The sequence below is a fragment of the Dictyoglomus sp. DH genome, assembly GCF_055181375.1.
In genome coordinates, this window is record NZ_CM143706.1 from 1,074,266 (window position 1) to 1,099,587 (window position 25,322).

Annotated in this window: 33 protein-coding genes and 1 pseudogene; all 34 read left to right on the forward strand. The window is 35.3% G+C overall.

Translation table 11 applies throughout. From position 1 onward, the window contains the following. Positions 1 to 44 precede the first annotated feature (44 nt). The 34 genes and pseudogenes from rpoB (at position 45) to rpsD (ending at position 25,300) form a co-directional block, all read left to right on the forward strand. A complete protein-coding gene (rpoB, locus tag ACY3JJ_RS05150) occupies positions 45 to 3,257 on the forward strand; it encodes a DNA-directed RNA polymerase subunit beta (RefSeq protein WP_463091110.1) in 3,213 nt (1,070 codons plus the stop codon). A gap of 19 nt (positions 3,258 to 3,276) precedes the next feature. Beyond that, on the forward strand, positions 3,277 to 7,557 hold the full coding sequence (gene rpoC, locus ACY3JJ_RS05155) for a DNA-directed RNA polymerase subunit beta' (RefSeq protein WP_463091111.1): 4,281 nt from the start codon (positions 3,277 to 3,279) through the stop codon (positions 7,555 to 7,557). Positions 7,558 to 7,661: 104 nt separating this feature from the next. Continuing rightward, positions 7,662 to 8,048 carry a 30S ribosomal protein S12 gene (gene rpsL / locus ACY3JJ_RS05160; protein ID WP_148805443.1) on the forward strand — a complete coding sequence of 129 codons (387 nt, stop codon included), beginning with the start codon at positions 7,662 to 7,664 and terminating at the stop codon, positions 8,046 to 8,048. Then, on the forward strand, positions 8,048 to 8,518 hold the full coding sequence (gene rpsG, locus ACY3JJ_RS05165) for a 30S ribosomal protein S7 (protein WP_463091112.1): 471 nt from the start codon (positions 8,048 to 8,050) through the stop codon (positions 8,516 to 8,518). Before rpsL ends, rpsG begins: the two co-directional genes overlap by 1 nt. A 21-nt stretch (positions 8,519 to 8,539) precedes the next feature. Further along, entirely contained in the window at positions 8,540 to 10,615 is a 2,076-nt protein-coding gene (gene fusA / locus ACY3JJ_RS05170) for an elongation factor G (protein WP_463091113.1), read from the forward strand. Between the two features lie 20 nt (positions 10,616 to 10,635). After that, on the forward strand, positions 10,636 to 11,853 hold the full coding sequence (tuf, locus tag ACY3JJ_RS05175; protein ID WP_463091114.1) for an elongation factor Tu: 1,218 nt from the start codon (positions 10,636 to 10,638) through the stop codon (positions 11,851 to 11,853). Positions 11,854 to 11,871: 18 nt separating this feature from the next. Then, positions 11,872 to 12,192: a 30S ribosomal protein S10 gene (gene rpsJ, locus ACY3JJ_RS05180; RefSeq protein ID WP_148805460.1), complete on the forward strand. Its 321-nt coding sequence runs from the start codon at positions 11,872 to 11,874 to the stop codon at positions 12,190 to 12,192. Positions 12,193 to 12,207: 15 nt separating this feature from the next. Beyond that, positions 12,208 to 12,852: a 50S ribosomal protein L3 gene (gene rplC / locus ACY3JJ_RS05185; RefSeq protein ID WP_463091115.1), complete on the forward strand. Its 645-nt coding sequence runs from the start codon at positions 12,208 to 12,210 to the stop codon at positions 12,850 to 12,852. Between the two features lie 18 nt (positions 12,853 to 12,870). After that, positions 12,871 to 13,500, forward strand: a complete 630-nt coding sequence (gene rplD, locus ACY3JJ_RS05190; RefSeq protein ID WP_463091116.1) for a 50S ribosomal protein L4 — start codon at positions 12,871 to 12,873, stop codon at positions 13,498 to 13,500. Continuing rightward, the gene (rplW, locus tag ACY3JJ_RS05195) at positions 13,497 to 13,784 is read left to right on the forward strand and encodes a 50S ribosomal protein L23 (protein WP_463082239.1); all 288 of its coding nucleotides are present in this window, start codon (positions 13,497 to 13,499) and stop codon (positions 13,782 to 13,784) included. Before rplD ends, rplW begins: the two co-directional genes overlap by 4 nt. A gap of 13 nt (positions 13,785 to 13,797) precedes the next feature. Further along, positions 13,798 to 14,643 carry a 50S ribosomal protein L2 gene (gene rplB, locus ACY3JJ_RS05200; protein ID WP_463082238.1) on the forward strand — a complete coding sequence of 282 codons (846 nt, stop codon included), beginning with the start codon at positions 13,798 to 13,800 and terminating at the stop codon, positions 14,641 to 14,643. A gap of 13 nt (positions 14,644 to 14,656) precedes the next feature. Continuing rightward, entirely contained in the window at positions 14,657 to 14,941 is a 285-nt protein-coding gene (gene rpsS, locus ACY3JJ_RS05205; protein WP_012547998.1) for a 30S ribosomal protein S19, read from the forward strand. A 15-nt stretch (positions 14,942 to 14,956) separates the two neighbouring features. Then, on the forward strand, positions 14,957 to 15,301 hold the full coding sequence (gene rplV / locus ACY3JJ_RS05210) for a 50S ribosomal protein L22 (RefSeq protein ID WP_148805470.1): 345 nt from the start codon (positions 14,957 to 14,959) through the stop codon (positions 15,299 to 15,301). A gap of 1 nt (position 15,302) precedes the next feature. After that, positions 15,303 to 16,040 (forward strand): 30S ribosomal protein S3, encoded by a 738-nt coding sequence (gene rpsC, locus ACY3JJ_RS05215; protein WP_463091117.1) that lies wholly within the window; start codon positions 15,303 to 15,305, stop codon positions 16,038 to 16,040. After that, on the forward strand, positions 16,027 to 16,446 hold the full coding sequence (rplP, locus tag ACY3JJ_RS05220) for a 50S ribosomal protein L16 (RefSeq protein WP_463082235.1): 420 nt from the start codon (positions 16,027 to 16,029) through the stop codon (positions 16,444 to 16,446). The genes rpsC and rplP overlap by 14 nt, the downstream gene beginning before the upstream one ends. A gap of 3 nt (positions 16,447 to 16,449) precedes the next feature. Next, positions 16,450 to 16,653 carry a 50S ribosomal protein L29 gene (gene rpmC, locus ACY3JJ_RS05225; RefSeq protein WP_463082234.1) on the forward strand — a complete coding sequence of 68 codons (204 nt, stop codon included), beginning with the start codon at positions 16,450 to 16,452 and terminating at the stop codon, positions 16,651 to 16,653. 18 nt (positions 16,654 to 16,671) lie between these two features. After that, positions 16,672 to 16,920: pseudogene (gene rpsQ, locus ACY3JJ_RS05230) on the forward strand (30S ribosomal protein S17); the annotation flags it as partial. A gap of 73 nt (positions 16,921 to 16,993) precedes the next feature. Continuing rightward, positions 16,994 to 17,356, forward strand: a complete 363-nt coding sequence (gene rplN, locus ACY3JJ_RS05235) for a 50S ribosomal protein L14 (RefSeq protein WP_463082233.1) — start codon at positions 16,994 to 16,996, stop codon at positions 17,354 to 17,356. A gap of 12 nt (positions 17,357 to 17,368) precedes the next feature. Next, positions 17,369 to 17,686, forward strand: a complete 318-nt coding sequence (rplX, locus tag ACY3JJ_RS05240) for a 50S ribosomal protein L24 (RefSeq protein WP_463091118.1) — start codon at positions 17,369 to 17,371, stop codon at positions 17,684 to 17,686. Positions 17,687 to 17,704: 18 nt separating this feature from the next. Beyond that, on the forward strand, positions 17,705 to 18,244 hold the full coding sequence (rplE, locus tag ACY3JJ_RS05245; protein ID WP_463082231.1) for a 50S ribosomal protein L5: 540 nt from the start codon (positions 17,705 to 17,707) through the stop codon (positions 18,242 to 18,244). Positions 18,245 to 18,267: 23 nt separating this feature from the next. Then, positions 18,268 to 18,453: a type Z 30S ribosomal protein S14 gene (locus ACY3JJ_RS05250; RefSeq protein ID WP_012548533.1), complete on the forward strand. Its 186-nt coding sequence runs from the start codon at positions 18,268 to 18,270 to the stop codon at positions 18,451 to 18,453. Between the two features lie 11 nt (positions 18,454 to 18,464). Further along, positions 18,465 to 18,860, forward strand: coding sequence for a 30S ribosomal protein S8 (gene rpsH / locus ACY3JJ_RS05255; protein WP_463082230.1), 396 nt, complete (start codon positions 18,465 to 18,467; stop codon positions 18,858 to 18,860). A 17-nt stretch (positions 18,861 to 18,877) separates the two neighbouring features. Beyond that, complete coding sequence (gene rplF / locus ACY3JJ_RS05260) at positions 18,878 to 19,420, forward strand: 50S ribosomal protein L6 (protein WP_463091119.1); 543 nt, start codon at positions 18,878 to 18,880, stop codon at positions 19,418 to 19,420. 13 nt (positions 19,421 to 19,433) lie between these two features. Then, entirely contained in the window at positions 19,434 to 19,802 is a 369-nt protein-coding gene (rplR, locus tag ACY3JJ_RS05265; RefSeq protein WP_463082228.1) for a 50S ribosomal protein L18, read from the forward strand. Between the two features lie 17 nt (positions 19,803 to 19,819). Beyond that, a complete protein-coding gene (gene rpsE / locus ACY3JJ_RS05270; protein WP_463091120.1) occupies positions 19,820 to 20,356 on the forward strand; it encodes a 30S ribosomal protein S5 in 537 nt (178 codons plus the stop codon). Then, entirely contained in the window at positions 20,353 to 20,799 is a 447-nt protein-coding gene (gene rplO / locus ACY3JJ_RS05275; protein WP_463091121.1) for a 50S ribosomal protein L15, read from the forward strand. The genes rpsE and rplO overlap by 4 nt, the downstream gene beginning before the upstream one ends. Further along, a complete protein-coding gene (gene secY / locus ACY3JJ_RS05280) occupies positions 20,799 to 22,058 on the forward strand; it encodes a preprotein translocase subunit SecY (protein WP_463091122.1) in 1,260 nt (419 codons plus the stop codon). The genes rplO and secY overlap by 1 nt, the downstream gene beginning before the upstream one ends. After that, positions 22,055 to 22,708, forward strand: a complete 654-nt coding sequence (locus tag ACY3JJ_RS05285; protein ID WP_463091123.1) for an adenylate kinase — start codon at positions 22,055 to 22,057, stop codon at positions 22,706 to 22,708. Before secY ends, ACY3JJ_RS05285 begins: the two co-directional genes overlap by 4 nt. Then, the gene (map, locus tag ACY3JJ_RS05290) at positions 22,698 to 23,450 is read left to right on the forward strand and encodes a type I methionyl aminopeptidase (RefSeq protein WP_463091124.1); all 753 of its coding nucleotides are present in this window, start codon (positions 22,698 to 22,700) and stop codon (positions 23,448 to 23,450) included. Before ACY3JJ_RS05285 ends, map begins: the two co-directional genes overlap by 11 nt. Positions 23,451 to 23,459: 9 nt before the next feature. After that, the gene (infA, locus tag ACY3JJ_RS05295) at positions 23,460 to 23,711 is read left to right on the forward strand and encodes a translation initiation factor IF-1 (protein WP_463082222.1); all 252 of its coding nucleotides are present in this window, start codon (positions 23,460 to 23,462) and stop codon (positions 23,709 to 23,711) included. Continuing rightward, on the forward strand, positions 23,701 to 23,814 hold the full coding sequence (rpmJ, locus tag ACY3JJ_RS05300; protein WP_148805503.1) for a 50S ribosomal protein L36: 114 nt from the start codon (positions 23,701 to 23,703) through the stop codon (positions 23,812 to 23,814). Before infA ends, rpmJ begins: the two co-directional genes overlap by 11 nt. A 17-nt stretch (positions 23,815 to 23,831) precedes the next feature. Continuing rightward, positions 23,832 to 24,206 (forward strand): 30S ribosomal protein S13, encoded by a 375-nt coding sequence (gene rpsM, locus ACY3JJ_RS05305; RefSeq protein WP_463082220.1) that lies wholly within the window; start codon positions 23,832 to 23,834, stop codon positions 24,204 to 24,206. A 57-nt stretch (positions 24,207 to 24,263) separates the two neighbouring features. Then, positions 24,264 to 24,659 (forward strand): 30S ribosomal protein S11, encoded by a 396-nt coding sequence (gene rpsK, locus ACY3JJ_RS05310; protein WP_463082219.1) that lies wholly within the window; start codon positions 24,264 to 24,266, stop codon positions 24,657 to 24,659. Between the two features lie 20 nt (positions 24,660 to 24,679). Then, positions 24,680 to 25,300: a 30S ribosomal protein S4 gene (gene rpsD, locus ACY3JJ_RS05315; protein WP_463091125.1), complete on the forward strand. Its 621-nt coding sequence runs from the start codon at positions 24,680 to 24,682 to the stop codon at positions 25,298 to 25,300. The last annotated feature ends 22 nt before the right edge of the window (positions 25,301 to 25,322 follow it).

Below are 25,322 nucleotides of genomic sequence, written 5' to 3' on the forward strand. Positions count from 1 at the left end.
ATATAGTTTTGTCTAATTACAAAATAGGGAAAAGGAGATGAGGTATGAGGAAAAAGGATTATAACATTACTGTTTTTTGGGATGATGATAGACCTATTTTTCAAAATATTCCTGATCTTCTTAAAATTCAATATGACTCATTTAATTGGTTTTTAAAAGATGGTTTAAGAGAGGTTTTAAACGAAATTAGTCCTATTGAATCAACAAGACAGGGACTTTCTTTGGTATTTGTTACAACAGAAGATGGCATCAAAATCGATCCACCCCAAAAATCTCCTGATGAATGTTTAGAGAAGGGTCTTACTTATGAATCTTCCATATATGTTAGAGCAAGGCTTTACTTTAAGGATGAGAACAAAAACATAAAAGATATTAAAGAACAAATGGTATTTTTGGGAAATATTCCCCAAATGACAGAAAGAGCTACTTTTATTGTAAATGGGACAGAAAAAGTCATAGTAAACCAAATAACAAGATCTCCAGGTGTATTCTTCCAAGAAGAAGGGCACAGTATTATAGCAACCCTTATTCCTACGAGAGGTGGATGGATAGAATTCGAACTTGATGGCAATGGAATGATTTTTATTCATCCCAATGGTATTAAAAAATTTCCAGTATCTCTTATCCTTAGGGCTTTGGGATATGAGCTTGATTTCTTTTCACAATATTTAGGAAAAGATGAATTAAGTTATCTTGAAACTACTTTTTCAAGAGATAACGTAAGTGACAGAACTCAGGCAATATTCGAAGCATGTAGTAGATTGAGACCAGGGGATGTTCCAAGCAAAGAGGACGAAGCCTTAAGAGTAATTAAGCAACAATTTTTTGATGTAAGAAAATATAATTTAGGAAAAGTTGGAAGATATAAACTTAATCAGAGGTTAGGTCTAAATATACCTTTAGATAATTATGCTTTAACTGAAGAAGACTTTGTAGAAATTATCAAAAGAATCACTATGGTTAAAACAGGAAAAGATGATGTTGATGATATTGATCACTTAGGAAATAGGAGGATAAGATCTGTAGGAGAGCTTTTACAAGTTCAATTTAGGGCTGGACTTGCAAGAGTAGAGAAATTAATAAGGGAAAAAATGGCTTTAACTGATCCAGAACAGGCAAGTCCAATAAACTTAGTAAGTACAAGGCCATTGATGGCGGCAGTGAGGGAATTCTTCAATAGAAATCCATTATCCCAATTTATGGATCAAACAAATCCACTTTCAGAACTAGCCCATAAGAGGAGGATAAGTGCATTAGGACCTGGAGGATTAACTCGTGAAAGAGCCACCTTTGAAGTAAGAGATATACATCCATCTCATTATGGTAGAGTATGCCCTATTGAAACCCCAGAAGGTCCAAATGCAGGTTTGATAAACTATCTTTCTACGTTAGCGATAGTAGATGATTATGGTTTTATTAGAACACCATATTATAAAGTAAAAGATGGAAAAATAACTAACGAAATAGTATATCTTTCTGCTACTGACGAGGAGAAATATACCATTGCTTCTTTTGATGTTCATCTCAATGAGGATAAAGAAATAGTTGATGAATTAGTACACGCAAGAAGAAAGGGTAAATTTATTCTCTGTTCTCCTAAGGAAGTGGATTTTATTGGGGTTTCTCCATATCAAACAGTGAGTATTTCTACGGCTTTAATACCTTTCCTTGAACACGATGATGCTAACCGTGCTCTTATGGGGGCTAACATGCAAAGGCAAGCTGTCCCCTTAATAAATACAGAGCCACCACTTGTTGGTACTGGTATAGAAGAGACAGTAGCAAGGAATACTGGAGTAATGGTGATCTCAGATGTGGATGGAGTGGTAAAAAGAGTAACTTCATCGGAAATAGTTATAGAGACAGATGATAAAAAGGAGAAAAAATATAACTTAATAAAGTATAGAAGAACCAATCAGGGAACTTGTTGGAATCAAAAACCAATTGTTGAAGTTGGCCAAAGAATTAGAAAGGGAGATATTCTTGCAGATGGTCCATCTACATCCAAAGGTAGACTTGCTCTTGGAAGAAATGTCCTTGTGGCCTTTATGCCTTGGGGTGGTTATAACTATGAGGACGCTATTATTATTAGCGAAAGATTAGTAAAAGAAGATATCTTTACATCTATCCATATTGAGGAATACGAGATAAAGGCAAGAGACACAAAATTGGGCCCTGAGGAAATTACAAGAGATATTCCTAATATAAGTGAAGATGCTATAAGGTACTTAGATAAGGATGGAATAATAATGATAGGTGCAGAAGTTGGTCCTAATGATATATTAGTTGGAAAAGTTACTCCAAAGGGAGAGACCGAGCTAACTCCAGAAGAAAGGTTACTCAGAGCAATTTTTGGAGAAAAATCAAGGGAGATAAAAGATACTTCTTTGAGAATGCCTCATGGTGAATGGGGTAAAGTAATAGATGTTAAGGTTCTTACAAGAGAAAATGATGATGAATTACCTCCAGGAGTAAATAAGATAGTTAAAGTAAGAGTTGCTCAAATTAGAAAGATTTCTGTAGGGGACAAATTGGCTGGAAGACATGGTAATAAAGGTGTAATTGCTACTATATTACCAGAAGAGGATATGCCTTTCTTAGAGGATGGTACTCCTGTAGACATAATATTAAATCCTTTAGGAGTACCTTCTAGAATGAATGTAGGACAGATTCTTGAAACTCATTTAGGATGGGCTGCTAATGAACTCGGTATTTATGCTATAGTACCACCCTTTGATGAGGTATTAGGAGAAAATAGATCTGCAAATCTTGTTAAGGAGATGTTAAGAAAAGCAGGTCTTCCAGAGGATGGACGTGTAACTCTTTATGATGGAAGAACAGGAGAACCCTTTGATCAAAAAATTACCGTGGGTTATATGTATATAATGAAGCTCATACATCTTGCTGATGATAAGATTCATGCAAGATCTGTTGGGCCTTATTCTCTTGTAACTCAACAACCATTAGGTGGTAGAGCTCAATTTGGAGGTCAAAGATTTGGAGAAATGGAAGTTTGGGCATTAGAGGCTTATGGAGCTGCCCATACTTTAGAGGAAATGTTAACCTATAAATCTGATGATGTGACTGGAAGAACTGAAGCTTATTCTGCTATTGTATCTGGAAATCTTATAAAAGAACCAGGTATTCCTGAATCCTTTAAGGTTCTTGTAAGGGAATTACAAGGATTAGGCATAAAAGTCTCAGCCTATATTGGTAATAAATTAGTAAATCTTTATAAGCTTGAAAATGAATCTTAAGGAAGGGGAGGATTAAACCTTGAGAATTAAAGATTTTGATAAATTAGTTTTTGGATTAGCTTCTCCAGAAGATATATTGAGTTGGTCTTATGGAGAAGTTAAAAAGCCTGAAACAATAAATTATAGAACTTTTAAGCCTGAAAGGGATGGCCTTTTTTGTGAGAAAATATTTGGACCAGTCAAGGATTATGAGTGCCATTGTGGTAAATATAAAGGGCAAAGATATGAAGGTATAACTTGTGATAGATGTGGAGTTACGGTTACAAAAAGTGATGTTAGAAGAGAGAGAATGGGGCATATAAAATTGGCGGTACCTGTAGTTCATATATGGTATTTTAAAAATGTACCTAACTATATAGGATTACTTTTAAATATAAGCAGTAAGCAATTGGAAGAGGTTATTTATTACCATTCATATATAGTTTTATTTCCAGGAGATACACCATTACAAAAGATGCAGATTCTTACAGAGGAAGAATATGAAAAAGCTCTGAGCGAATTTGGTAATAGCTTTAAAGTAGGAATGGGTGCTGAAGCCATTAAAAAACTTCTTAAAGAAATAGATCTTGAGGAACTTTCTTATGATTTAAGAAAACAGATAAATGAATTACAAGGACAAAAGAAAGCAAAACTTATTAAAAGATTAGAGATTGTGGAAAGTTTTAGATTATCTGGAAATAAACCTGAGTGGATGATATTAGAGGTATTACCAGTCATACCACCAGATTTAAGACCTATGGTTCAACTTGAGGGAGGAAAATTTGCTACTTCAGATTTAAATGATCTTTATAGAAGAGTGATAAATAGAAATAATAGACTTGCAAAGCTTTTAGAAATAAATGCTCCCGAAATAATTGTAAGAAATGAAAAAAGAATGTTGCAAGAAGCAGTAGATGCGCTTATAGATAATGGAAGAAGAGGAAAACCTGTTACTAATGCTAGTGGGAGACCTCTTAGATCCTTATCTGATATTTTAGAGGGTAAACAAGGTAGATTTAGACAAAATTTATTGGGTAAGAGAGTTGATTTTTCAGGAAGGGCTGTTATTGTGGTAGGACCAGAATTAAAGTTACATCAATGCGGATTGCCTAAAAAAATGGCTTTGGAGCTTTTCAAACCATTTGTAATAAATAAATTAATAGAACATGGTTTTGCTACAAATGTTAAGAATGCAAGGAAAAAAATTGAAAGAGAAACTTCTGAAGTATGGGATGTACTAGATGAGATAATCAAAGAAAAGCTTGTTCTTTTAAACAGAGCACCTACTTTACATAGAGTAAGTATTCAGGCGTTTGAGCCTAAATTAATAGATGGAAATGCTATTCAGCTCCACCCTTTGGTATGTCCACCATATAACGCAGATTTTGATGGAGATCAGATGGCTGTTCATGTTCCTCTTTCCTTAGAGGCTCAAGCTGAAGCTCGTATCCTTATGCTTTCTTCTAATAACCTTATTTCTCCAGCTCATGGAAAACCATTAACATTACCAACTCAGGATATAGTTATTGGGCTTTATTATCTTACCTTAATGGTACCAGGAAGAGAAGTTGAGAATATAAGATTCTCAAGTCCTGAAGAAGTATTACTCGCTATGGATGAAAGAAAAGTTGATTTACATTCTAAAGTGTATGTTTATAGAAAAAGCATGGAAGAAGTGTATAGAGTGGAATTTCCTGTTGAAAAAGTTTATATTGAGACTACACCAGGTAGATTGATTTTAAATGAGGTTTTACCTGATAAATTAAGATATTATAATGGGGTTTTAACAAGAAAAGAAATCAGGAAAATTGTTGAAAAGTGCTTTAGTGAGTATGGTTGGGGAAGGACTGCAGAATTTTTGGATGAACTCAAGAAATTAGGGTTTATGTATGCTACAAAAGCTGGAGTTAGCTTCTCAATTGTGGATATAGAAATACCAAAAGAAGCAAAGGAAAAGATTATTAAAAAGGCTGAAGAGGAGGCTTTAAACTTACAAAAAGCAGTAGAAAGTGGTCTTTATTCTGAAGAAGAAAGATATCATAGGGCTATTGAAATATGGACTAAAGCAACCGAAGAAGTAAAAGATATAATGCTTGCTAATTTTGATATGCTTAATTCAGTATTTATGATGGCCTTTTCGGGTGCAAGAGGTAATGTGGATCAAGTAAGACAGCTTGCAGCAATGCGTGGATTAATGTCTGATCCTTCAGGTAGAATTATGGATATACCAATTAAGTCAAATTTCTATGAAGGACTTAATATATCAGAGCATTTTATATCATCTTATGGTGCACGTAAGGGAGTAGTAGATACAGCTTTAAGAACGTCAGATTCTGGATATTTAACAAGAAGATTAGTGGATGTTGCTCAAAGTCTTGTAATAAAAGAAGAAGATTGTGGGACAAATGATGGAATATATGTGGAACCATTAGAAGACGAAGGAAAGATTGTATTAACTCTCAAGGATAGAATTATAGGAAGATTTGCAGCGGAGGATGTCTATACAGATACGGGTGAACTAATAGTAAGTAGAAATGAATATATAGATGTAGAAAAGGCTAAAAAAATAGAGGCTACAGGTATAAAAAGAATTAAAATAAGATCTCCTATGACATGTAAAAGTGAAAAAGGTATCTGTCAAAAATGCTACGGTGAAGATCTAGCTATGCATAGAATAGTTGATATAGGTGAGGCTGTAGGTATTATTGCTGCTCAGTCTATTGGAGAACCTGGTACACAGCTTACTATGAGAACTTTCCATACTGGTGGAGTAGCATTAACCTCTATAAGTCATCAAAATATTCAAGTAAGAGTAACTGGAAATGTAAAATTTGACAATATTAAATTTAGAGAGAGATTTGAAGTGCTTGGAAAGAAAGAAAAAGTAGTGGTAAGTCCTAAGGCAAAAGTAATAATTGAAGGTGTAAATGAAAAAGAAGAAATTTTATTACCGCCTGGTGTTGTTTTGTCTGTACACGAAGGGGAAGTTGTAACCAAGGGGATGAGTTTGGGATATATAGAACCTAGCTTAAGATATATCATGTCACCATATAATGGTGATGTATTAAGTGTGAGGAAAGAAAATGGGGAAAGTAGAAGATTTACATTTGTAGGGATTAAATATGATCGGGATAGAGGAAAAATTGATTATATATATAACGAAGAATCTCATTATTGGGTCTATACTTTAATAATTAGAGGCGATGATGGAAAAGAATATAATGTACCTTTGCCAGAAGGTGCTGGTTTCCTATTTAGGATAAGTGACAGAATTGAGGCTGGAGAAATTATAGCTGAATATAGTAGAGAAACTTTCAAAATACAAGCATGTAAAGATGGTGAAGTGGTAGAGATTAATGAAGGTAATGGAGAGATTATAGATAGTATTGTTGCAACGGGAGAGGCTTATATTATTATAAAAACATCAGATGGTGAGGAAATTTATAGAATTCCTCGAGGTTTGAAGATACATGTAAAAGTTGGTTCAAAAGTTGAATTTGGCACAATCCTTGCTTACTTCCCATCCTATCAGCAGAGAATTGCAAAAACTGAAGATATTGTTCAAGGTCTTCCTCGTGTTGAAGAACTTTTTGAGGCACGAAAACCAAAAGGAAGATCAATTATTGCTGGTAAGAGTGGTCTTGTAAAGATTGTAAGGACAAAGTCAGGAGAAAAAATTGTTATAGAAGGAGAAGATGGAAAGGATGAACACATTTTACCACCTAATGCTCAATTATTAGTAAAAGAGGGTGATTATGTAACAGTTGGACAAGAATTAACTAAGGGTTATAGAAACCCAGCTGATATTTTAGCTAATGAAGGACTTGCTGCCTTACAAAGATATATTGTGGATGAGGTACAAAAGGTATACACAAAACAAGGAGCAGAAATAAATGATAAACATATAGAAGTAATTGTGAGACAAATGACTAATAGGGTGAGAATAGAAGATCCAGGAGATAGTAACTTTTTGGTTGGTCAGTTAGTTAATAGAGTTACTTTTGAAAAGATCAGGCAGAAACTTGAAGAAGAAGGAAAAGTACCACCTATCGCAAAAGATGTTGTACTAGGTATAACAAAAGCAGCTCTTACAACTGATAGTGTTATTTCTGCAGCATCTTTCCAAGAAACAACAAGAGTTCTTGCAGAAGCAGCAGTAAAAGGTAAAGAGGATCCTTTGGAAGGATTAAAAGAAAATGTTATTATAGGTAGATTAATTCCAGCAGGTACAGGACTATTTAAGAGAATTATTCCTGCAAAATCTCAAGCTCAAAAAGCTGAAGTTTTAGAAAATGGAGGTGAACCAGAAGAAATCTCTTGACAAAATTAAGTATATAATGATAAACTTTTTCGCTTGCTTTTAGGGGCATACTTTTATAGTTGTTAATAAAAATTTCAAAAAGATATAGAGTAGGAGGTGTAATTTTGCCTACCATAAATCAATTAGTAAAAAAAGGAAGGAAGCCAAAAGAGAGAAAAAGTAAGTCGCCAGCCCTTATGGGTAATCCCCAAAAGAGGGGAGTATGTATTCGTGTTACTACAATGACTCCCAAAAAGCCTAACTCTGCTTTAAGAAAGGTAGCAAGAGTAAGGCTTACTAATGGAGTTGAAGTATGGGCATATATTCCTGGTATTGGCCATAATCTTCAAGAACACTCTGTAGTTCTTGTAAGAGGAGGACGTGTTAAGGACCTACCAGGTGTACGATATCACATTATACGTGGTGCCTTAGATGCTGCTGGCGTTGAAGGCAGAAAACAAGGAAGATCAAAATATGGAACTAAGCGTCCAAAAGAGGGAGGTAAGAAATAATGCCTCGTAGAGGACCTGTTACTCCAAGAGAGATTCCGCCTGATCCTGTTTATAATAGTGTACTTGTACAAAAGTTGATAAATAAGGTTATGTTGGATGGTAAAAAAAGTACTGCTGAAAAAATTGTATATGGAGCAATGGAAATAATTAGAGATAAAACAAAGCAAGATCCTTTAACTGTTTTAGAAAAAGCAGTACAAAATTTAACTCCACTTCTTGAAGTAAGACCAAGGAGAGTAGGAGGAGCTACTTATCAAGTACCTATAGAAGTTCCTCCACGAAGAGGACTTTCTCTTGCTTTAAGGTGGCTTGTAAGAGCTGCAAGAGAAAGAAAGGGTATGCCTATGAGAGAGAGGCTCGCAGCTGAGATTTTAGATGCTCTCAATAATACAGGAGGGGCTATTAAGAAGAGAGAAGAAATGCATAGAATGGCAGAAGCTAATAAGGCTTTTGCTCATTATAGATGGTAATTAAAAAGGAGGAAGATAAAAGTGCCTAGATTTCCACTGGATAAATTAAGAAATATAGGAATAGCGGCTCATATAGATGCAGGTAAGACTACACTTACTGAGAGGATACTGTTTTATACAGGAAGAACTCATAAATTAGGCGAAGTACATGAAGGAACTGCTACAATGGACTGGATGGAGCAAGAAAGGGAAAGAGGAATAACCATAACAGCTGCTACTACAACTTGTCGCTGGAAGGATCATGTTATCAATATAATTGATACACCAGGACACGTAGACTTTACTGTTGAAGTTGAAAGATCAATGAGGGTTTTGGATGGCCTTATAGCTGTTTTCTGTGGGGTTGCTGGTGTACAACCACAATCTGAAACTGTATGGAGACAGGCTACTAAATATAATGTGCCAAGAATCATATTTGTAAATAAGATGGATAGGGTGGGTGCTAACTTTTTCAGGGTTGTAGAAATGATTGAAGATAGATTAGGAGTCAATGTGGCACCTGTTCAAATACCTATTGGTAGCGAAGATAATTTTAAGGGTGTTATAGATCTTTTAGAGAGAAAAGCAATTGTTTATTATGATGATCTTGGTATTAAGTGGGAAATTACAGAAATACCTGAAGAGTTAAAAGAACAAGCAGAAGAATACAGACATAAACTTGTTGAAAAAATTGTAGAGCTCGATGACGAGCTCTTAGAGAAATATTTAGAAGGAGAGGATATTCCTGTATCAGAACTAAAAAAGGTGTTAAGAAGAGCAACTATTGAGGGAATATTATATCCAGCATTATGTGGATCTGCTTTTAAAAATAAGGGTGTTCAGCCCTTGCTTGATGCTGTTATTGACTACTTACCTTCTCCATTGGATTTGCCACCTGTTAAAGGTATAAATCCTATAACTGGAGAAGAAGAGATAAGAATAGTTAGCGAAGATGAATCTTTTGTTGCTCTTGCTTTTAAGGTTATGACTGATCCTTATGTAGGGAGGTTAACTTATTTTAGAGTATACTCAGGTAAATTAGAGAAAGGGAGCTACGTTTATAATTCTACGAAAGGTAAAAAAGAAAGGATTGGAAGGCTTCTTCAAATGCATGCAAATCATAGAGAAGATATTGATGTAGTATATGTAGGAGATATAGCTGCTGCTGTAGGCTTAAAATATACAACCACTGGAGATACTTTATGTGATGAGAATAGACCTATAATTCTTGAAGGAATGTCATTTCCAGAACCTGTTATTTCTGTTGCAATTGAACCTAAGAGTACCGAGGAACAAGACAAACTTAGTCTTGCTTTACAAAGACTTGCAGAAGAGGATCCTACTTTTAGGGTAACTTATGATGAAGAAACAGGTCAGACTCTTATTCATGGTATGGGAGAGTTACATTTGGAGATTATTGTTGATCGTTTGAAGAGAGAATTTAAGGTTAATGCTAATGTGGGTAAACCTCAGGTCTCCTATAGAGAAACTATAAGAAAACCAGTAAAGATGGAAGGAAAATACATTAGGCAGACTGGTGGTAGAGGTCAATATGGGCATGTATGGCTTGAGTTTGAGCCATTACCAAGGGGAAGCGGACTTGAATTTGTTAATAAGATAGTGGGTGGTGTTATACCGCAGCAATTCATTCCTGCTGTTGAAGCAGGCGTGAGAGAGGCTGCAGATAGAGGTGTATTAGCAGGGTATCCTGTCACTGATATAAGAGTTACTCTTTTTGATGGGTCTTATCATGAAGTAGATTCTTCAGATATGGCATTTAAGATAGCAGCCTCACAAGCCTTTAAAGATGGTGTTTTAAAGGGTGATCCAGTTCTTCTTGAACCAATAATGAAGTTAGAAATAATTGTTCCTGAAGAATATATGGGTGATGTTATAGGAGATCTTAATAGCAGAAGAGGAAGAATAGAAAAAATTGAATTTATAAATAATTCAAGAGTTATAAAAGCCCTTGTTCCTCTTGCTGAGATCTTTGGCTACGCTACAACTCTCCGTTCATTAACTCAGGGAAGAGGAATATTCTCAATGGAGTTCTCTCATTATGAAGAAATGCCATTAAATATTCAGGAAAAAATCTTATCTTCAAATTTTAAAAAATAATGAATAGGAGGAGATAAAGGATGGCGAAGGAGAAATTTGTAAGGACGAAGCCACATGTAAACATAGGTACGATAGGTCACGTAGACCATGGTAAGACGACATTAACGTCGGCCATAACGATGGTATTAGCGGCGGAAGGGTTAGCGAAGCCATTGAAGTATGAAGACATAGATAAAGCGCCTGAGGAGAGGGCGAGAGGAGTGACGATAAACTTATATCATGCGGAATATGAGACACCAAACAGGCATTATGCGCACATAGATGCGCCAGGGCATGCTGACTATATAAAGAACATGATAACAGGGGCTGCACAGATGGATGGAGCGATCTTAGTAGTATCAGCGGCGGATGGGCCAATGCCGCAGACGAGGGAGCACATACTATTAGCGAGGCAAGTAAACGTGCCATACATAGTAGTATTTTTAAACAAGATAGACATGGTAGATGATCCAGAGATTGTGGACTTAGTGGAGATGGAAGTAAGGGACTTATTAACGAAGTATGGATATCCAGGGGATGAAGTACCAGTAATAAGGGGGTCAGCATTAAAAGCGGTAGAGGTAATGAGTCAGAATCCGAACACGAAGAGAGGGGAGGACAAGTGGGTAGATGCGATATGGGAATTAATGGATGCGGTAGACAGTTACATACCATTACCTGAGAGAGATGTAGACAAGCCATTTTTAATGCCAATAGAGGACATATTTAGCATAACTGGTAGAGGGACAGTAGTTACGGGGAGAGTAGAGAGAGGAAGAGTGAAGGTAGGGGATGAAGTAGAGATAGTAGGGTTAACAGATGAGATAAAGAAGAGTGTAGTAACAGGGGTAGAGATGTTCAGGAAGCAATTAGATGAAGCGATAGCTGGAGACAACATAGGGATATTATTAAGAGGGATAGACAAAGATGAAGTAGAGAGGGGACAAGTAGTAGCGGCGCCAGGGAGTATAAAGCCACATACGCATTTCAAGGCGCAAGTATACGTATTAAAGAAGGAAGAAGGGGGAAGGCACACGCCATTTTTCAGTGGATATAAGCCACAATTTTATTTCAGGACTACTGATGTAACAGGGGAGATAAAATTACCTGAGGGAGTACAGATGGTAATGCCAGGGGACAATATAGAGATGGAGATAAAGTTAATAAAGCCTGTAGCATTAGAGGAAGGTTTAAGATTTGCAATCAGAGAAGGTGGAAAGACTGTTGGTGCAGGTGTCGTAACTAAAATTATTGAATAATGGGGGCGATCAGTAGACATGAGTAGTTATTCAGATAGACAAAAAATAAGAATTAAATTAAAAGCATTTGATCACAGAGTTCTTGATCAATCAACTAAAAAGATTATAGAAACAGTAAGAGGAACTGGGGCTAAGATTTCTGGCCCTATTCCTCTTCCTACAAAGGTTACAAGATATTGGGTATTACGTTCTCCACACGTGAATAAAAACTCTGGAGAACATTTTGAAATAAGGATTCATAAAAGACTAATTGATATAGAAAATCCAACAGCAAAAACAGTGGAAGCTCTTATGAATTTAGAGCTTCCAGCTGGTGTTGAAGTTGAAATTAAAACATAGAGAGGGGTAAAGACTATGGCTGCTCCTACAACAAAAGCTATATTAGGCAGAAAAGTTGGAATGACCCAGATTTTTGGTGAAAATGGCGAGGTTATACCAGTAACAGTAATAAAGAGTGGACCTTGCCTTATATTAAATGTAAAAACTAAAGAAAAAGATGGATATAATGCTATTCAATTAGGGTTTGAAAGGTGTAAAGAGAGTAAGCTAAATAAGCCATTGTTAGGTATATTTAAAAAATTGGGATTTCCGCCCTTTAAAGTTATAAAGGAAGTAAGAGTATTTAATACTTCAGATTTTGTTCCTGGTCAAGAGATAAAAGTAGAAATATTTCAAGAAGGAGAATTGGTTGACGTAACTGGTAAGAGTAAAGGGCATGGATATACTGGACATATCAAATTGTGGAATTTTGCACGTGGTAGAATGTCTCATGGTTCTAAATTTCATAGAAGAAGAGCGTCAATTGGTGCTGGTGGAGTTCAGCATGTAATGAAAGGTCAGAAAATGGCAGGAAGATGGGGCAATGAAACTATCACTGTTCAAAATCTAAAGATTGTAAAGGTAGATAAAGAAAAAGATTTAATTTTGGTTAAAGGTGCTGTTCCTGGTCCTGTAGGTAATTTATTAATTATCAGAAAGGCTGTTAAGGATATAAAGTAATAGGAAGGGGATAGAAAAATGATTCAAGTACCTGTATATAACCAAAAAGCAGAAAAGATTGGAGAGATTGAGTTAAAAGATGAATTATTTGGAATAGAGAAAAGACCTGACCTTTTCTACACATGTGTGGTCATGCATTTAGCTAATGGTAGACAGGGTACTCATTCTACCAAGAGGAGAGAAGAGGTAAATAGAAGTGGTAGAAAGGTTTGGCCTCAAAAAGGTACAGGTCATGCAAGACAGGGTGATAGAAAAGCTACTCATTGGGTAGGTGGAGGTAGACCTTTTGGTCCAAAACCTCGTGATTATTCTTATAAGATTCCTAAGAAGGTGAGAAGACTTGCAATAAGATCTGCATTATCTACTAAGCTTAAGGAAAATAACCTTTATATTTTGGATAAAATTGAATTATCACAACCCAAAACAAAAGAGTTGGTAAATATATTAAATAATTTTGGATTAAAAGAAGCAAAAGTACTTATAGGTATACCTCAAAAAGATGAAACATTAAAAAGAGCTGCTATGAATTTAGAGAATGTAAAAACGATGGTAGCATCTTGTCTTAATGTATATGATTTATTAAAATATGATTATTTGGTATTGACTGTTGATGCTATACCTGTAATAGAGGAGGCATTTTTGAAATGAGAGATCCATACACTGTTATTATAAAGCCTGTTCTTACTGAAAAAAGTTTAAATTTGGCTAAAGAAGGTAAGTATGTTTTTGAAGTGGCTAAGGATACAAATAAAATAGAAGTTGGAAAAGCAGTTGAGGAAATTTTTAAGGTAAAGGTTAAAAAGGTGGCTATAATAAACGAAAAACCAAAAAGACGTAGATTGGGTCTTTCTCAAGGATTTACTTCAACAAGAAAGAAAGCCATAGTAACTTTAGAACCAGGTTATAAAATAGAGCTTATTAGTGGAGTATAGGAGGTAGAAAAGAATGGGACTTAAAAAGTTTAAACCTATTACACCTGGATTAAGACATTTAATATTGCCTGATTTTTCAGAGATTACTAAAGAAGAACCTGAAAAATCTCTGCTAAAACCACTTAAGAAAAGTGGTGGAAGGAATAATTTTGGCCATGTTACTACAAGATTTAGAGGTGGTGGTCATAAGAGACTTTATAGAATAATTGATTTCAGGAGAGATAAAGATGGAATACCAGCTAAAGTAGCAAGTATAGAGTATGATCCAAATAGAACTGCCAGGATAGCGTTATTATATTATGCTGATGGAGAGAAAAGATACATTATAGCACCAGAAGGTTTAAAAGTTGGAGATATTATTATGTCTGGCGAAAATGTTGATATTAAAGTAGGGAATAATCTTCCTTTAAAGAATATTCCTGATGGAACATTGATTCATAATTTGGAGTTATATCCTGGAAGAGGCGGTCAACTTGTAAGGGCTGCTGGAACAGCTGCTCAAATCTTAGGTAAAGAAGGAAAATGGGCATACGTAAGGCTCCCATCGGGCGAAATAAGGTTGTTTGATTTAAATTGTAGAGCAACTATCGGTCAGGTAAGTAATGTGGATAATCAGAACATATCCTTAGGAAAAGCAGGGAGAAGCAGATGGCTTGGTAGAAGACCTCATGTAAGAGGTTCTGCTATGAATGCTGTAGATCATCCTCACGGAGGTGGTGAGGGTAAGGCACCTATAGGTCATCCAGGACCTCTTACTCCTTGGGGTAAACCAACTCTTGGGTACAAGACAAGGAAAAAGAGAAAGCCTTCTGATCGTTTCATAATTCAAAGAGCAAATGACAAAAAAGAAATGAAGTAAAGGGGAGGAGCTCATGGGTCGTTCATTAAAAAAGGGTCCATATGTAGATCCAAAACTTCTTAAAAAGATAAGAGAGTTAAATGAGAAAGGCGAAAAAAGAATTATTAAGACTTGGTCTAGGAGATCTGTTATTGTTCCAGAAATGGTAGGACATACTATTGCTGTATATAATGGAAGAAAGCATATTCCAGTGTATATTACAGAGAATATGATAGGGCACAGATTGGGAGAATTTGCTCCTACAAGAACATTTACAGGTCACAGAATACCTACTGCTCGTATTACAGCGATTAAGTAGGGAGGTTGAATTTAGATGATTGAAGTAAAGGCTGAAAGCAAATATATTAGAATATCTCCTTACAAGGCAAGAAGGGTTATTGATCTTGTAAGGGGTAAAATGGTTAGTGAGGCTGAGGCTATTTTAGAAAACCTTCCTCATAAAGCTGCACATTTTATACTAAAATGTTTGAGATCTGCTAAAGCAAATGCTGAACACAATTATGGACTTAGGGCTGAAAGATTATATGTATCAAAGGCTTTTGTAAATGAGGGTCCACGTTGGAAGAGGTTAAATCCACGTGCAAGAGGAAGGGCAGATATTATACAAATTAGAAATAGTCATATAGTAATCTATTTAAAAGAGAAGGAGGAAGAATAATATGGGGCAGAAGACACACCCTTATGGTTTTAGATTAGGTATAACAAAAGATTGGAAAAGTCATTGGTATGCTGAAAAATCTGATTATTCCTCCTTAATACATGAAGATTGGGCTATAAGAAATTATATTAAAAAGAACTACTACCAAGCAGGAATATCACGTGTTGAGATTGAGAGAAAAGCTATAAATAGAGTTGATATAACAATTCATACTGCAAGGCCTGGTGTACTCATTGGAAGAGGTGGAAGTGAAATTGAAAATATAAGGAAAAATCTTGTTAAATTAACTAATAAAAATGTTTTTGTTAATGTGATAGAAGTAAAAAATCCAGAACTTGATGCCCAACTTGTAGCTGAGAATATAGCAATGCAAATAGAAAAAAGAATAAGTTATAAGAGAGCAATGAAACAAGCAATAAATAGAGCTTTAAGGGCTGGAGCAAAGGGTATAAAAGTAATGTGTAGTGGAAGACTTAATGGTGCAGAAATTGCAAGATCAGAGTGGTTTAGAGAAGGCCGTATTCCCTTGCAGACTTTAACTGCTGATATTGATTATGGTTTTGCGGAGGCTTTCACTATATCAGGAGTAATAGGAGTAAAAGTTTGGATATATAAAGGAGATATTCCTGAACTTCATAAAGAACCTATTCAAGAGTTACCGGAAAAGGCTACACCTCAAAAGGTTATAGATGAAGATATGTATGAGAAAGATGAGGTGAATTACGATGTTGATGCCTAAAAGAGTTAAACATAGAAAACAACATCGTGGAAGATTGAAGGGAGTAGCTACGCGTGGTAATAGGGTAGTATTTGGTGATTATGGTATACAAGCTTTAGCTCCAGCATGGATAACGAGTGAACAAATAGAGGCTGTAAGAAGAACTCTTACAAGACATGCTGGGAAAAATGGAAGAATATGGATTAGGATTTTTCCAGACAAATCTGTAACAGCAAGGCCTGCAGAAAGTAGAATGGGTGGAGGCAAAGGTGATGTTAAAGGATGGGTAGCAGTAGTAAAGCCAGGTACAATACTTTTTGAAATTGGAGGAATCCCTAAGGAAGAAGCCATGGAAGCAGTAAGAATAGCTGGGAGTAAATTACCTATTAAGACAAGATTTGTAACAAGAGAATTGGGTGGTGATTAATATATGGGGAGAAGAGCTATGGAGTTAAGAGAAAAAACCAATGAAGAGTTAATGGAAGAATTAAAGAAATTGAGATCAGAGCTTTTTAATCTCCGAGTACAACAATCAACAGGTGGGTTAACTAATCCTCATAGATTGAAGGAAATAAGAAAAGATATTGCTCGAATTCTTACTATTCTGAGAGAGCGTGAACTTAAAAAATCTTAATTTAAGGAGAGAGATTAAATGAGTGGCAAGAGAAAAGAAATGATAGGAAAAGTTGTAAGTGCAAAAATGCAAAAAACTATTGTTGTTTTAGTAGAACAGACTTATACTCATCCATTATATAAGAAAACAGTAACAAGAAGGAAAAAGTATAAGGCTCATGATGAGCTTCAAGAAGCTCGTGAAGGTGATATTGTATTAATAAGGGAAACAAGACCACTATCAAAAGAAAAAAGATGGAGATTAGTAAAGATCTTGAAAAAAGCAGAATTAATACCTACCTTATCTGGGGAAAACGTGGAAGAGAATATTACTAATGACAGTATAAGGGAAGGTGATTTAAATGATAATGCCTCAAACTAGATTGGTAGTAGCAGATAATAGTGGAGCTAAAGAGATAATGTGCTTTAGAATTTTAGGAAAAAAGAGAGTAGCTCAGGTTGGAGATATTATAGTGGCCAGCGTAAAAGATGCTGTTCCAAGAGCTAATATCAAGAAGGGTGATGTAGTATATGCTGTGGTTATTAGAACAAGAAGAACTATAAGAAGGAAAGATGGATCTTATGTAAGGTTTGATGATAATGCGGCAGTAATAATTGATAAGGATGGTAATCCAAGAGGAACAAGAGTTTTTGGCCCAGTAGCCAGAGAATTAAGGGAAAAGAATTTTATGAAAATTATCTCTTTAGCAACAGAAGTCATATAGAGGTGAATAGAGATGGATATTAAGAAGGGTGATTTAGTTCTCGTAATATCAGGAAAAGATAAAGGAAAAAGAGGAAAGGTTATCTCTGTTCTTCCTGCTGAAGAGAAAATAGTTGTCGAAGGGGTTAATATTGTAAAAAGACATGTACGTCCTTCTGCTAAAATGAGGCAAGGTGGAATAGTTGAGAAACCTGCACCTTTATATAGGTGTAAAGTGATGCTTATATGTCCTCGTTGTAACCAACCTACGAGGATAAAGCATACATTTTTAGAAGATGGAAAAAAAGTAAGAGTTTGCTCTAAATGTAAAGAAATTATTGATCGTGTTTAATAAGGGAGGAATGTAATAATGGAAGTTTTAAAGCAAAAGTATATTCAAGAAGTAATTCCTGCAATGATGAAGAAGTTCGGATATAAAAATCCAATGGCTGTACCTAAAATTGAAAAGATTGTTGTAAATATTGGAGTAAGTGAAGCAGTACAAAATCCAGGAGCAATTGAAGCTGCAGCCCGAGATCTCAGTATCATTACAGGGCAAAAACCTATTGTACGAAAAGCCCGTAAATCTATAGCAAACTTTCACTTAAGGAAAGGAATGCCTATAGGATTAAAGGTAACTTTAAGAGGAGAAAGAATGTATGCCTTCTTATACAAATTGATAAATCTTGCTTTGCCAAGAGTGAGAGATTTTTCAGGTGTTTCACCTAATTCTTTTGATGGTAGGGGTAATTACTCCTTAGGTCTTAAAGAACAGTTAGTTTTTCCTGAAATAGAATATGACAAGATAGATAGAATAAGAGGGATGGATATTACCATTGTGACAACAGCAGAAACAGACGAAGAAGCTAAGGAGCTTCTTTCTCTTCTTGGAATGCCATTTAAAAAATAATTTGAAAAGCGAGGGAGGAAATTGTGGCTAAGAAATCGCAAATTGTAAAATGGCTTAAACCTAAGAAGTATAAAGTCAGAGAATATAATAGGTGTAGAATATGTGGAAGACCAAGAGGATATATAAGAAAGTTTGGTCTTTGCCGTTTATGTTTTAGGGAATTAGCTTTAAAAGGCGAATTACCAGGTGTTAGGAAAGCAAGTTGGTAAGGAGGGTTGCTATGAACGTAACAGATCCTATTGCTGATATGTTAGTTAGAATTAAAAATGCAAATATGAGACGACATCCTACTGTTGATATTCCTCATTCAAGAATTAAGGAAAAGCTTGCAGAAATTTTGCTTAAGGAAGGATATATAGCAAAATATGAGGTAATAGGAGAGATCCCACAAAAATATATTAGGATTTATCTAAAATATAAGGGAAAAACTCCCGTAATTCAGGAATTGAAAAGAGTGAGTAAACCCGGTAGGAGATATTATGTTAAGAGAGAAGAAATTCCAAGGGTTCTTGGAGGTTTGGGAATTGCTATCTTATCTACCTCTAAAGGAATTATGACAGATAAAGAGGCAAGACTTTTAGGGGTCGGTGGAGAGCTTATTTGTATGGTATGGTAGAAAAGGAGGAGTAAAATATGTCACGAATAGGAAGAAAACCTATACCAATACCACAAAATGTACAAGTAGAAATAAGTGATGGAAATTTGGTAAAGGTAAAAGGTCCTTTAGGAGAGCTGGAAAGAACTTTCCATACTCTTGTATCTGTAAAGAAAGTAGATGGCCAAATAGTAGTAGAGAGAGCTAATGACGAAAAATTTACTAAAGCCTTACATGGTTTAACAAGAGCTTTAATAAATAATATGGTAATAGGAGTAACACAAGGATTTGAGAAAAGATTGGAATTGCAGGGCACAGGATATAGAGCAAGGGTACAAGGCAATAAACTTGTGTTAGAATTGGGTTTTTCTCATCCCGTAGAGCTTGATATTCCTACAGGGCTTACAGTAACAGTACAAGATAATACTAAAATAAGTGTGAAGGGTATTGATAAAGAACTAGTGGGGCAGTTTGCAGCTATAATTAGAAGAATTAGACCAGCAGATCCATATAAAGGGAAAGGTGTAAGATACGAAGGCGAAAAGATTAGACAAAAAGCTGGTAAGGCTGGTAAGAAGTAGGAGGTTTGACATTATGATTATAAAAAGATCAAGAAAGGAACTTAGAAAGGTAAGGCATTTAAGAATAAGAAAAAAGATTTATGGGACTCCTGAAAGACCAAGATTAGCTGTTTTTAAAAGCTTGAGATATATATATGCTCAGATAATTGATGATACGAAAGGTCATACTTTAGTATCGGCTTCTTCCCTGGAAAAGGAATTAAGATCACAGTTAAAATCTACTAAGAATATAGAAGCTGCAAAATTAGTGGGTGAAGTGATAGCAAAAAGAGCTTTAGAAAAGGGAATTAAAAAAGTAGTTTTTGATAGAGGTGGATTTTTATATCATGGTAAAGTCAAGGCTCTTGCTGATAGTGCAAGGGCAGCTGGCCTTGAATTCTAAAAAAGGAGGGAACTTCTTTGAAAGAGTTAGAACCTGTCTTTAAAGAAAGAGTTATAGAGATAAGAAGAGTAGCTAAAGTGGTTGCTGGTGGTAAAAATTTGCGTTTTAGAGCCTTAGTTGTAGTGGGTGATGAGCAGGGTACTGTTGGGGTAGGTATAGCAAAAGCTGCTGAAGTGCCAGATGCTATTAGAAAAGCTGTAAGAAGGGCTAAGAAGAATGCTGTGAAGATATCAATAAGCAAAGGTACCATTCCACATGAAGTATATGGAAAATTAGGAGCATCTAAAATACTTTTAAAGCCTGCTGCACCTGGAACAGGTGTTATAGCTGGTGGAGCTGCGAGAGCAGTTTTAGAGCTTGCAGGAATTAAAAATGTTTTAGCTAAGGCTTTGGGTTCTACCACAGCTATAAACCTTGCTCAAGCTACTTTTGAAGCTCTTAAAAAACTTAGATCTATTCCTGAAGTAGCTGAAATGAGAGATAAAAAGATAAGAGAGATAATAGATGTAAAACCTAAGGAAGAGAATACCCAAAATAGGGAGGGAGAAAATTGAAATTATTTGAATTAAAGCCTAAATTAGGATCTCGTAAAAGACCTAAGAGATGGGGATGTGGGTATGCTGCTTCTGGTAAATATGCAGGAAGAGGTATGAGTGGTCAGAACGCAAGGACTGGAGATGGTGTACGACCTGGTTTTGAGGGTGGTCAAACCCCATTAACTAGAAGATTACCCAAAATGGATGGTATTCCAAATCCTCCCCGTAGAAAGTTTACTGTAGTAAATCTTTCAGTTTTAGAGGAAAAGTTTGATGCAAATGAGATTGTTGATCCTAATATACTTTTGGAGAAAAAAATAATAAAAGAAATTGGATATGGTGTAAAAATTCTTGGTGATGGTGAATTAACTAAACCTCTTTTTGTGAAAGCTCATGCCTTTAGTGAAAAAGCCCGAGAGAAGATAGAAAGTGTGGGCGGAAAAGCTGAGGTGATTGAATAGTGTTTGATACTTTAGCTAGGGCTTTTAGAATACCAGATTTAAGGAAAAAGATACTTTTTACTCTTTTTATTTTTGCAGTATATAGATTAGGTGCTCATATACCTGTACCTGGAGTAGATAGGGTAGCTTTATCAAATCTTTTTAAAGGCCAAGGAGCTTTAGGATTTTTAGATTTATTTACAGGAGGAGCGCTATCAAGATTTTCTATATTTTCTATGGGTATTATACCTTTTATTAATGCTTCCATTATGATGGAACTTTTAACTGCTGTATTTCCATCATTAGCTAAGTTAAAGAAGGAAGAAGATGGAAGGAAAAAGCTCACAAGATATGCAAGAAATCTTTCAGTTTTATTAGCAGCCATTGAAGCTTTTGGATTAACTATTTTTATGCATAATTATAAAGTTATTCCAAGTCTTACTCCATTATATGTAATAAGTAGTGTAATAACATTAACAGCGGGAAGTACTTTTATAATGTGGCTTGGTGAGCAGGTTTCTCAATACGGAATAGGAAATGGTGTATCCTTAATCATATTAACATCTATAGTTGCAAGATTCCCAACTGATTTAGCAAGAACTTTTGCTTTACTAAGTAGAGGAGAGATTGGAATATTAAATGTGATTGCCTTCTTTGTTCTTTTGATATTGATTATTATAGGTGTGGTTTGGGAAGAGAGTGCAGAAAGAAGAATTCCTGTACAATATTCTCGTAGAATTGTGGGAAGAAGAGTTTATGGAGGACAAAGCACCTATCTTCCTTTAAAATTAAACCAAGCTGGTGTTATACCAATCATTTTTGCAATTACAATTCTTATGGTCCCCCAAAGTTTTATTCCTTTTGTAAAAATTGGCTGGTTGAAGAGTATTTTGAATATTTTTTCTCCAAGTTCCATTCTCTACCCTATTATTTATTTTTTACTTGTTCTTGGATTTACTTACTTTTATTCATCCATAGTCTTTGATCCTGCAGATTTAGCTGAGAATTTTAAGAAGTATGGTGGATTTATCCCAGGAGTAAGACCCGGAAAACCAACGGAGGAATATTTATCGAAAACTTTAAATAGATTAAATTTTTTTGGTGGTGTGTTCTTAGGATTGATTGCTTTGTTACCTACTTTTATTGAAAGAATTACTGGTGTTACAGAATTTCAACTTGGTGGAACAAGTATATTAATTATGGTTGGTGTGATATTAGAGACTATAAAGACTCTTGAAGCTCAAATGATAATGAAAAGTTATGAGGGGTTTTTAAAATGATGAAAGCAATTATATTTTTAGGTCCTCCAGGGGCTGGAAAAGGTACACATGCGAAAGAAATTAGTTATATCTTAAACATCCCCCATATTTCTACAGGGGATATATTTAGGGAAGCTATTAAGAATCAAACTGAACTTGGAATGAGGGTTAAAGAATTTCTTGATTCTGGTAAATTGGTGCCTGATGAACTTGTGTGGGAAGTAGTGAAAGATCGTATAGATAAAGAAGATTGCAAGGATGGTTTTATATTAGATGGTTTTCCCAGGACCATTTTGCAGGCAGAATTATTAGATAAATATTTAAATGAAAGGAATGCAGATTTAAAAGTTATATATTTGGATGCAAGTGATGATTTAGTAATAAAAAGACTTTCATCGAGAAGGATTTGCAAAAATTGTGGGGCTATATATAATATAACTTCTATGCCTCCTAAAAAGGAAGGAATATGTGATATTTGTGGAGGAGAGTTATATCAACGAAGTGATGACTATCCCGAGGTTATTAAGAAAAGATTAGAGACTTATTATAAAGAGACCCAACCTCTTATTGATTATTATAAAAACAGAGAAGTAATATATACAATAAGTGCTGAGAAAGATAGAGAAGAAGTTTTGCAGGAGATATTAAAGGTGGTAAAAGATGGCAATTGAGTTAAAAACAAAAGATGAAATAGCAATTATGAGAGAAGGAGGAAGAATATTATCAAAAATTTTTAATGAGATAGAAAGAGTTCTAAAAAGTGGAATGACAACTTATGATTTGGCAAGAAGAGCAGAAGAATTTATGAATAACTATAACGTTAAACCAGCTTTTAAAGGTTATAGGGGTTATCCTGAGATAATATGTGTTTCAATAAATGAAGAAATAGTGCATGGAATTCCAAGCACAAAGAAACTAATAGAAGATGGAGATATTGTAAGTGTAGATATTGGTATAGAATATAAAGGATTCTTTTTAGATGCAGCAAAAACATATGCTATAGGAGATATTTCTCCTTTAGCTTTAAAGCTTATAAGAGTTACCGAGGAGGCTCTTTGGCGTGGAATAGAGAAGGCTAAAGTTGGGGCAAAACTTTCAGATATATCATGGGCAATTCAAGAATATGTTGAAAAAAATGGATTTAATGTTATAAGAGATTTTGTTGGGCATGGTATAGGAAGGAGATTGCACGAGCCCCCAAATGTTCTTAATTATGGGCCGCCAGGAATGGGACCTGTATTACAAGAGGGGTTAGTTATTGCTATAGAGCCAATGGTTGTTACAGGAAGTTATGAGGTCAAAATTTTGAATAATGGTTGGACAGCTGTTACAGTAGATGGTGGACTTTCTGCTCATTTTGAACATACAGTAGCAATTACTGAAAATGGTCCTCAGGTATTGACCATAGATTAGGGAGGGCCTATGACAAAAAAGGATAGAGAAGTTATTGAAGTTGTAGGAACGGTAAAAGAGGCATTGCCAAATGCTACATTTAAGGTACAATTAGATAACGGTCTTGAAATAATGGCTTATATATCTGGAAAAATGAGGATGAATTTTATAAGAGTAATGCCAGGTGATCGAGTAAAAGTAGAGCTTTCGATATATGATCTTACTAAAGGAAGAATAACATATAGATTCGTAAATAAGGAGGGTAATAAGGATGAAGGTTAGAGCTTCGGTGAAGAAAATATGTGAAAAATGTAAGATTGTAAGGAGAGGCGGAAGAGTTTTTGTTATCTGCGAAAATCCAAGACATAAACAGAAGCAAGGATAGGAGGTGTTTTATTTAAAATGGCACGTATTGCAGGAGTAGATTTACCAAACAATAAAAAAATAGAGATTGCTCTAACATATATATATGGAATAGGAAGAACTACAAGCAAAAAGATTTTACAAGCCACTGGTGTTGATCCTAATAAAAGAGTAAAGGATTTAACTGAAGAAGAAATAAGCAAATTAAGAGAGGAAATCGAAAATAATTATAAAGTAGAAGGTGATTTAAGGCAAGAGATAGCCTCTAATATAAGGCGTCTTATAGAAATAGGATGTTATCGTGGTATTAGACATAAGAGAGGATTACCTGTAAGAGGTCAAAGAACTCGTTGTAATGCACGTACAAGAAAAGGCCCAAGAAAGACTGTAGGTGCTAAGAGAAAGGAAAAATAATTTTTAGCTTTAAATAAAACTGATAAAATTTGTAAAAACAGGAGGGAAACTAAGTAAATGGCTAAAAAGAAGAGAACAAGAGGTCCTCGTAAAGAGAAGAAGATTGTTCCTGTAGGAGTTGCGCATATAAACTCAACATTTAATAATACAATTGTTACCATTACAGATCCTGAAGGAAATGTTCTTACCTGGGGTAGTGGTGGCACAGCTGGTTTTAAAGGTACAAAGAAAGGCACTCCTTTTGCTGCCCAACTTGCAGCTGAGATGGCAGCTAAAAAGGCTATTTCAGAGTATGGAATGAAGAAAGTAGATGTGTTAGTTAAAGGTCCAGGCCCTGGACGGGAGACTGCTATAAGAGCCTTGCAAGCTGCAGGCCTTGAGATCTCTCTTATAAAGGATGTTACACCAATACCTCATAACGGGTGTCGTCCACCCCGTAGAAGAAGAGTGTAAAATTTAAGGGAGGAGAGAAAATGGCAAGATATACAGGACCAGATTGTCGTTTGTGTAGAAGAGAGGGAATGAAATTATTTTTAAAGGGTACAAAATGTTTTTCTGAAAAATGCCCCTTTGATAGAAGATCTTATGCTCCAGGACAGCATGGCAGAGCTCAGAGAAAACTAACAGAATATGGATTGAGATTAAGAGAAAAACAAAGAGCTAAAAGAATATATGGTGTATTAGAGAGACAATTTAGAAGATATTTTGAGATAGCTTCTAAAGGAAGAGGAGTTACAGGTGAACGTCTTTTACAGTTATTAGAAACAAGACTTGATAATGTGGTTTACAGACTTGGATGGGCTCTTTCTCGTGATCAAGCAAGACAAATAGTTTCTCATGGTAAGATTGCTGTTAATGGAAGAAGAGTTAATATACCATCTTTTAATGTAAAACCAGAAGATGTAATAGAACTTTTAGACAAAGATTTACTTCCAGTTCAAGAAGCTGTCTCTGTATTGGGAAGTAGATCTGTTCCTGCTTGGTTAGAATTGGATAAAGATAATTTTAAGGGTAGAGTTTTGAGACTTCCTGTCAGAAATGAAATAGATACACCAGTACAAGAACAACTTATTGTAGAGTTCTACTCTAGATAGTTTTGTGGCAGGAAAAAGGGAG